The organism is Methanospirillum sp. (assembly GCF_035560735.1).
Classification (GTDB): Archaea; Halobacteriota; Methanomicrobia; order Methanomicrobiales; family Methanospirillaceae; genus Methanospirillum.
The window spans coordinates 1-8302 of sequence record NZ_DATMYY010000039.1; the positions used below are offsets into that span (position 1 = coordinate 1).

The window sequence follows — 8302 nt, forward strand, 5'->3', positions numbered from 1 at the left end:
GATTCATTTCAAATGCATCATGGCATCCCTTGCTACAGAAGTAAAATTTTTTGTTCTGGTATGTGGTCGTGAACTGAGCATTTGAGATCTTAACATCCATACCACATACCGGATCAATGGCGGTATCTTCAGATAGTGTCCGTGGATTTTTCATGCGGATTGGAGGGGTGTACTTCCGTAGAAGCAATGATAATGATACTACTGTCACTGATGAGAGTGCCATGGCAAGGGCGCCATATTCTGGTCTGAAGATAATTACTGGGTAGAATAGGCCCGCCGCTAGAGGTATGAGAATAATATTGTATGCAAACGCCCAGAAGAGATTGAGTCTGATTCGTCCCATAACTTTTCTTGCCAGTTGAATAGCAGCAACGGCATCGGTTATCTCATCTCTTACAAGGATGATATCTGCACTTTCTATTGCAACATCAGTTCCGGATCCTATTGCAATACCTGTATCTGCTCTGGCAAGTGCAGGTGCATCATTAATCCCATCCCCAACAAAAGCCACCACTTCTTTCTGCTGCTGAAGCCGGGAAACTTCATGTTCTTTCTCGTCAGGAAGCACATTGGCAATAATGCGGTCTATCCCAACCATCTGTCCCACTGCCTGGGCTGTCCGTTGGTTATCACCGGTCACCATTCCTGAAGAGATCTGCATCTGTCTCAATTCAGCAACAGCAGACGCAGCTGATGGTTTCACTGAGTCAGCGACTGAGATGAGTCCAAGAAGTTGATCGTCTCTGGATACAAGAACAGTGGTCTTTCCTTCTTCCTGTCTTTTTATTATCTGTTGATTCGCATCCGATTCGACCGGCACCCCAGCTTCCGTGATAAAATGCTGATTTCCTGCCCTGATCATTCCTCCGGCGATCTCTCCCATCAGGCCCTTCCCGGGAAGATAAGTAAACCTGCTGACATCTACCGGTTCTATTCCTTCCTCAACTGCTTTCGAGATAATTGCTTCACCAAGAGGATGAGTTGAAAGATGTTCAAGAGCCGCAACATAGGAGAGGAGAAGTGGGCGAGAACCGGTGAATACATCAACGTCAGTTACTACAGGTTTTCCTTGTGTAAGGGTACCGGTTTTGTCAAAAAGAACCGTAGTCAGGCGATCTGAAACCTCAAGACTCTCACCGTTTCTGATGAGTATTCCAAGTTCAGCTCCTCTTCCAACTCCGACGGTGATGGCAGTTGGTGTTGCAAGACCAAGTGCACAAGGGCAGGCTACCACCAGAATTGCGATCAAGGTCTGAAGGGCAAACTGAAGACCTGCACCAGCGACAAAGAACCAGAAGAAAAATGCTCCGATTGCGATTACTAAGACAACCGGGATGAACCATGTGACAGCAGTATCTGCTATCCGTTGAACGGAAGGTTTCGATCCCTGGGCATCTTCTACTAATCTGATGATCCGCGAGAGCATCGTATCTGCACCGATACGCTGTGCTTGAAATGTCAGACTTCCGGATGTGGCAAGAGTCCCGGCAACGACCTCATCCCCTTGTAATTTTTCAACTGGGAGAGGTTCACCGGTCACCATGGATTCATCAACAAAACTTGATCCAAGGATAACAGTGCCGTCCACCGGGATTCTGTCGCCTGGCCTGATGACCACCTTGTCACCAACGATTACATCCTCAATCGGAACTCTGATTTCTTCCTCACCCCTGATAATTGCAGCAGTATCAGCTTGTAGCCGTATCAGGGACTGAATTGCCGATGAGGTCCTTCCTTTTGCTCTCGCCTCCAGGTACCTCCCGAGCATGAGGAATGATGTGAGCATGATTGCAGTTTCGTACAGGATATAACTCATATCAAGCACTATGCCGAAAGTTCCAAGCACACTTGCAAGATAAGCAACCGTTGTACCCATTGCATACATGACATCCATATTCAGGGTCCGGTTCTTCAGTGATGTGAAAGCAGCCCTGAATATCGGCATGCCAAGCCAGAAAAATGCTGGAGTTGCGATTAAAAACTGAAGGTAGATTAGTGGATGCATCAGGTCTTTGGGTGCCGCCATTAAGCCCATGAGGATGGCTGATATTGCAAACCCTGCGATTACCCGTGTAAGTTTGTCATGGAGGTCTGCCTTAATTCCATCATCACCTGTTATGAGGGTCCCTTCTTTATCTGTACCAAGGTACTGGTATCCGGCCTTTGTGATGGCGTCCCTCATCTGAAATAGCGTGGCAACATAAGGATTATAGGTTACATATGCCCGTTCTGTCCCAAGGTTTACGGTGGCAGTAACAACCCCGTCCAGGTTTTTCAGAGTTGTCTCGATTGTCTGTGCACAGATAACGCAGGTCATCCCGCCTATCCGGATTGTGACCTGTTCATTGATAACTTGAAAACCGCTTTTTTCAACTTCTCTGGTAAGAGTTACATGGTCTGTTACTGCTGGGTTAAACTCTACAACTGCTTTTCCCGTTCCAAAGTTGACCTGTGCATTGGAAACTCCATTTGCAGAAGACAGCCCTTTCTCTAGGTTAATAGCACAGCTGGCACAGTGCATTCCTGAAATAGCCAGTTCTATCTTCTGATTTTTATCATCTGCCATTTCTATCCTAATTCTCCTGATCTGATCTATTTACCCTGCCGTTCTTGTGTAGTGAAGAATGCCTGATTGTATCTTCATTGTCGTCTCAAGTCGTTGAATTTTCCTGCCGTTTTCTTAAATAGAAAGAGATGATCACTATTCGATATGATACTCTGCACCGCCCAGATATCACCCTGCTGGCAGAATCCTGAATGTACCCTCACCTCAATAAAAAACAGAATTGCTGAAGCGGTAGAATATGATGCGTCTTTTATATCATTTCCCGAGCAGGTAATAACCGGTTGGGATCCACTGGATGGAAAGAATTTTGTCCAGACGGAAAGTGATGAAATTGTATCTGTCTTAAGTGAATATGCCTGCGATTTTAGTATCGGAATTCTTGGTTCATACCGTGAAAAGCATCAGCCTCGTCCGCGTAACACAGCTGTCGCTATTGCTCCTGATGGCCATCTTCTTGCCCGTTATTCTAAAATGCATCTTTTTTCACCTGGTCATGAGGATCAGGCATATTGTCCTGGAGAAGAAATTGCGATGTTCTCTTATGAGGGCTGTAGGTGCGGAATAGCAATCTGCTATGACCTCAGGTTTGCTGATCTCTTCAGAATTTACCGTGATACCGGAGCAGATCTGGTAATGGTGCCAAGTGCATGGCCGGCTTCCCGGATGCGATATTTTGAACTTTTTGCCACAGCCAGGGCTGCAGAGTTTCAGATGTATGTGGCTGGGATTAATACAGTAGGAGAGACACCAGTAGATCTCTATTCTGGCGGCTCACTTATTGCTGGTCCAGATGGGGCCGTGATCTGCAGAGGATCGGAAGTAGAAGAACTTCTCTTCTCTGATATTAGTCCAGATCTCGTTGTTGATATTCGTGAAAGTTTTCCTGTACATAGTGACCGGAGGAGTGAAGTCTATCAGAACCTTCCCTGATGCATTACTTGAAAAAAAGATGTGATATTCCAAAAAATTAATTATGCCTTTTTAGTGTTGTTCTGGGTCTGGGTTGTATTCTGTGTTGTATACTGAACATTTGGTTCAGCATAAAGGACATTGGTGACGTTCCTGTAGTATGTGAGTCCCTGCTGTGTAGTCATATTTGGCTGAAGTGACACAAGTTGAAGGCCAGGCATACCATATGCTGTGTAATCAGTCATGACTGATGCATGAATTGCAGCATTTGTCGTATTTGCGTACACAAACATATCCTGTGTTGTGTGGAAGGCTGTCTGATTATATCTAACAAAAAGACCTCCAGATGCTGAAGTATTACCTGCTGGTGGTGGAGTGGTGGTGGTGCTGTTCTGGCCCGATGCACTTGCAATCGAATAGATAGCATTCTTCTCAGCATATTTTACAGTTGGGAGACTCTGGTAATATGAGATTCCCTGCTCGATTGTCATTCCTGGTGGTAGAACTACTAGTTCAAGACCCGGTATGCCCTGCTGGGAATAATCGTTCTTCACAACCGCACCAATTGCTGCATTTGCCTGCATTGAGTAAGCCTGTATGGACTGGTTGTTTGGAAAGGCTGAAGTGTTGAACTGAACCAATAGTTCTCCCTGTACATACGACGACGCGGTAACATTTGGCGGGGTTGGGGGTGTTGTTTTATTATCTCCCGGTATTGCAGTGGTGTTATTGACTGCTTCAGATGGTGCAGTTTGTGCCAGGACGATCACCGCAAGAAAGAGACCTGCGATCAAGGTTAGCACGAGGGCATTTTGTCTCATATCGTATGATGGTATTGTCTGAACTATTATTCAGGCTTTTGCTCAACCAATTGATCTATGTAATTCAAACGGGGTTTATTTGCAGTCCTTTATCATGAGTTTCATCACAAGAGATTCATTTTTTCCGAACTAATAGTACTTTTTATGGGTGACTCTGGATCATATCGCTTCTCCAAGCGTCTCTCCCATGTACCTGTCTCTTTTCTTGGTGAACTGTTTCGTGTTTCTTCCGAGCCTGGTGTGATTTCTCTTGCCGGTGGCCTGCCTGATGCCGAACGATTTGATGTTGAAGGGATTAAAAAGGCAACAGAAGACGTATTCGCGCAGGAAGGAAAGACTGTTCTTCAGTATACAACGACAGACGGATATCTTCCCCTACGTACCTATATTGCACAAAGGTACCGCTCACGTCTTGGCCTGAATGCAGATCCTAATGATATTCAGATCGTAAACGGTTCGCAGCAATGTCTAGATCTTCTCGCAAAAATACTCATTAATCCTGGTGATCATGTTCTCATGGAACGACCCGGATATTTGGGGGCGATTGAAGCCTTCTCTTATTATGAACCAGTAATTGATTCAGTTCAGACTCTTGATGATTCTGCAGGTCCTGACCTTGAGGTTTTGCAAAAACGGGTAGCAATTGATAATCCCGCACTCTGGTATGGGATTCCGAACTCTCAAAACCCGTCCGGAATAACCTGGTCTTCTGATGTTCGTAAAGATGTCGCTGATATTTTGGTTGGTTCAGGCACTCTCCTGTATGAAGATGATGCCTTTGGCGAACTCTTCTTTAATGGACGACCCCGGGCCCCGGTCAAGAAATGGCTCCCTCATCAGACTGTTATGACTGGTTCGTTCTCAAAAACAATATCTCCAGGGCTTCGGTGTGGATGGATATGGGCTCCTCATCCTGTAATTGAAGAATTTAACCGGGCTAAACAGGCTTCAGATCTGCATTCCAACCTGCTTTCGCAGATGGTACTGACAAGATATCTGGAGACTAATGATGTCGATCAGCGCATCAGGGAGACAGCCAAAATTTATGGGGACCGTTGTCATCTCATGGAAGAGATCATTGATGACCAGTTTCCACCCGGAACTCATCACACCAGTCCTGAAGGTGGTATGTTCATGATGGTTACCCTTCCCTTTGGTATTGACTCAATGGAACTCTTTAGGAAGGGGGTCAGTAATGGGGTTGCAGTTATGCCCGGGTTTCCTTTTTACATTGATGGAGGTGGAAGGGATACCATCAGGTTGAATTTCTCGGCAGTAGGTCTTGAACAGATCTCTTTAGGAATGGAGAGGCTATCACAGGTTATTAGAACCCTGCTATGATTTGTGATGGTATATATCTCGTGATATAATGAGGCCTGCTATGGTTGTTGTCTCATCAGGACCATAACCAAATAGGATGCAGCCGTACAGTACCCCAAGTGCATGCAGTCAGGAATGAACACTGAAGGATCAGATCCGGCAAAACAGGCCTATATTATGGGTCTAAAAAAGTACCGCGATGGAGATCTGAAAGCGGCCTGCCCATATTTTTCCCAAGCTATTGATGGGGGCATTGATGATTTTGACATTCTTTACTATCGGGGGATGTGTCATCTTGAAGTAGGTGATTATCAGTTAGCCTTAATCGATTTTGAAGTACTGGTCCGGCAACAGCCAGAAAATCCGGAATACATCTTTCGACGCGGTTTTGCTCACTATAAACTAGGAATGAGTACAGAAGCGATTCGCGATCTGGCTCTGGTCCCTGAAGATTTCGATGACTGTTCTATCAGATGGCATTATCTGACTGTACTCTTTTACAAACTTGGTGATTATGAGGCAGCACTTGGGGCTATTGAAAAAGCTCTGACTAAATTCCCAACCATACCGAAGATATGGTTCAATGCAGGAGTAATCCTTGCGGCTATGAACCTTAATGACCGTGCTGATCTTGCATTTGTTACAGCATCCAAAATTGATAGCCGGCTTACCAATGCATCCCGTATGATTCTGGAGTGACAGTGTGGATTTTTTCAGTCTTATTGCAATAGCTGTCGGCCTAGGGATGGACTGTTTTGCGGTCTCAATTGCTGGCGGAATTGCAGTTCGTGAGAACCGGTTATCGGTCATATCCAGGATTGCATTTTTATTTGGCCTGTTTCAGACAGGCATGACATTGCTGGGATGGGCAGGAGGTTCATTCATCATCGCCTGGATTGAGCCTTTTGACCATTGGGTCGCGGCAATTCTTCTAGGAATCATTGGGGGAAAAATGATTGAGGAAGGTTTATCGGATTCTGATGAGAAAGGGATCGATTTTTACTCAATATCAGTTCTCCTTCTCCTGGCTGTTGCCACAAGTATTGACGCACTCGCTGTAGGACTGTCCCTGGCAGTATTGAAGGTTCAGATCCTGATCCCTGCTCTCATTATCGGGGTTTGCGCTGTTGTAATGTCTGGGGGCGGGTTTTTGCTCGGTGAGCGTTTTGGTGATCATATTGGCTCAAAAGCCGAGATAATTGGTGGGATTGTTCTGATTTTTATAGGTCTGAAGATCCTTGCTGAACATATTATCGGAGGTTAAAATTACTATGAATCAATCAAAAACAGATTCTGCTACATTTATATGCTCTTCAACATGGAAACACATCTTGAAATTTCGCCCACTTTTTATTCTCTCACCTTTTGTTATCCTTGTGTTTTTCCTGCTGATATGCGGCTGCATCTCATCTCCGTCGCTTTCTGGAAATCCTGATAGTGCTGGAATCACAATTCTTGTTGATGACCCTCATGCTTTGGATATGGTTCAGAATCTTGGGCGTGAATATGAGAACAAGACAGGGGTTTCAGTTTCTATAAAACAGGTCCAGAGTACTGGCGACGATGTGGCATCTCATCAAAAAGGTGACCTCCTTATTGCAGGTATAAGTCGCATTCCTGTTTATGCCTCCAAAGGCCGGTTGGAACCTCTTAATACCTTTTTAAGCACCAACTCCACAGTCAATTGGAGTGTTATTGAACGACCGTCTCTCAATATGGTAGGAGAATATCCTGAGCATACGGGTACAATTTATGCCCTTCCTTTCAGCCAGGATGCGTTAGGTATTGTGTACAGATCTGACCTTCTGGATGATCCAAAGGAGTCTGCAGCTTTTTGTATAACATATGGATACCCTCTCGGAGTACCGGGAAGTTATAGTGAACTTAAAGACATCGCAGAATTTTTCTCCCGCAATTCTTCTAATCTTGCAGGGATTGGTTTCGCAGGTCTTGGGGGATCCGATCCCATTTCTTCTCCCTGGCTTAGTATTGTTACCTCGTATGGATCTGCTATATCCGGGGCATCTGACAAGGCTGCAGGAACATGGAACAGCAGCAGGACTGTGACAGCAATGACTGCTATGCGTAACCTTTCCAGGTATGAACCTTCTGGGGCAGAGAAATGGGGGGACAAAGATGTTGCTATTGCTCTAGATTCAGGAACCATTGCTATGGGTGTCACATGGTTTTCACAGTTCCCTGATATTCAATCCGCTGCTGAAGAGCATAATCTCTCATTTGGGTACATCCCCCTGCCTGGTGAGATCACTGCTGATGGATCTTTCAGGGCAATCACGGTGCGGATTGATGGGATTGGACTACTCAAAGATGGGTCTCAAGACCGTGCAAAAGAATTTCTGACCTGGTTCTACTCTCCAGCAGTGCAATTTTCTTTGGCAGAGTCTGGTCATCAGCCTGCCCTCCTCACTGTACTTGACTCGTATCCATATCTAAATATGAATCCATTCAACCGTGCATTACCTGAAAGCATGCGGGTCGGAGTGAGTGCTGAAAAGGGTCAGTATGCTGATGAGGTCCGAAATGTAACTGAAAATGCTGTAAATGCTATAATATCACCCGAAGGTAACGTTTCTCAAGAAGAAATATTAAAAATTCTGGATACATCTGCAGGTGTGATTGATTCAATCAGGCAAGGCGGAGTATCCAAACCCTGAACCTTTTTATC

General features: G+C 45.2%; 7 protein-coding genes. 5 read left to right on the top strand and 2 right to left on the bottom strand.

The window, feature by feature from the left end:
- A partial coding sequence (locus VN429_RS00980; protein WP_325628820.1) for a heavy metal translocating P-type ATPase occupies positions 1 to 2566 on the bottom strand: 2566 nt, incomplete at its 3' end.
- A 144-nt stretch (positions 2567 to 2710) separates the two neighbouring features.
- Here VN429_RS00980 and VN429_RS00985 point away from each other — a divergent pair.
- A complete protein-coding gene (locus VN429_RS00985) occupies positions 2711 to 3496 on the top strand; it encodes a carbon-nitrogen hydrolase family protein (protein ID WP_325628822.1) in 786 nt (261 codons plus the stop codon).
- Between the two features lie 41 nt (positions 3497 to 3537).
- Here VN429_RS00985 and VN429_RS00990 read toward each other — a convergent pair whose 3' ends face one another.
- Positions 3538 to 4296, bottom strand: coding sequence for a S8 family serine peptidase (locus VN429_RS00990; protein ID WP_325628824.1), 759 nt, complete (start codon positions 4294 to 4296; stop codon positions 3538 to 3540).
- Positions 4297 to 4440: 144 nt separating this feature from the next.
- Here VN429_RS00990 and VN429_RS00995 point away from each other — a divergent pair, with 144 nt between their 5' ends.
- From VN429_RS00995 to VN429_RS01010, 4 genes are all read left to right on the top strand, one after another.
- Positions 4441 to 5637, top strand: a complete 1197-nt coding sequence (locus VN429_RS00995; RefSeq protein WP_325628826.1) for an aminotransferase-like domain-containing protein — start codon at positions 4441 to 4443, stop codon at positions 5635 to 5637.
- A gap of 114 nt (positions 5638 to 5751) precedes the next feature.
- The gene (locus VN429_RS01000; protein WP_325628828.1) at positions 5752 to 6315 is read left to right on the top strand and encodes a tetratricopeptide repeat protein; all 564 of its coding nucleotides are present in this window, start codon (positions 5752 to 5754) and stop codon (positions 6313 to 6315) included.
- A 4-nt stretch (positions 6316 to 6319) separates the two neighbouring features.
- Positions 6320 to 6880: a manganese efflux pump MntP gene (locus tag VN429_RS01005; protein WP_325628831.1), complete on the top strand. Its 561-nt coding sequence runs from the start codon at positions 6320 to 6322 to the stop codon at positions 6878 to 6880.
- Between the two features lie 67 nt (positions 6881 to 6947).
- The gene (locus VN429_RS01010) at positions 6948 to 8291 is read left to right on the top strand and encodes an ABC transporter substrate-binding protein (RefSeq protein WP_325628832.1); all 1344 of its coding nucleotides are present in this window, start codon (positions 6948 to 6950) and stop codon (positions 8289 to 8291) included.
- Positions 8292 to 8302 lie beyond the last annotated feature (11 nt).

Excerpts from the sequence above, each read along its gene's own strand:
- VN429_RS00990 (WP_325628824.1), bottom strand. The coding sequence starts at position 4,296 with ATGAGACAAAATGCCCTCGTGCTAACCTTGATCGCAGGTCTCTTTCTT.
- VN429_RS00995 (WP_325628826.1), top strand. The coding sequence starts at position 4,441 with ATGGGTGACTCTGGATCATATCGCTTCTCCAAGCGTCTCTCCCATGTA.
- VN429_RS00985 (WP_325628822.1), top strand. The coding sequence starts at position 2,711 with ATGATACTCTGCACCGCCCAGATATCACCCTGCTGGCAGAATCCTGAA.
- VN429_RS01000 (WP_325628828.1), top strand. The coding sequence starts at position 5,752 with ATGAACACTGAAGGATCAGATCCGGCAAAACAGGCCTATATTATGGGT.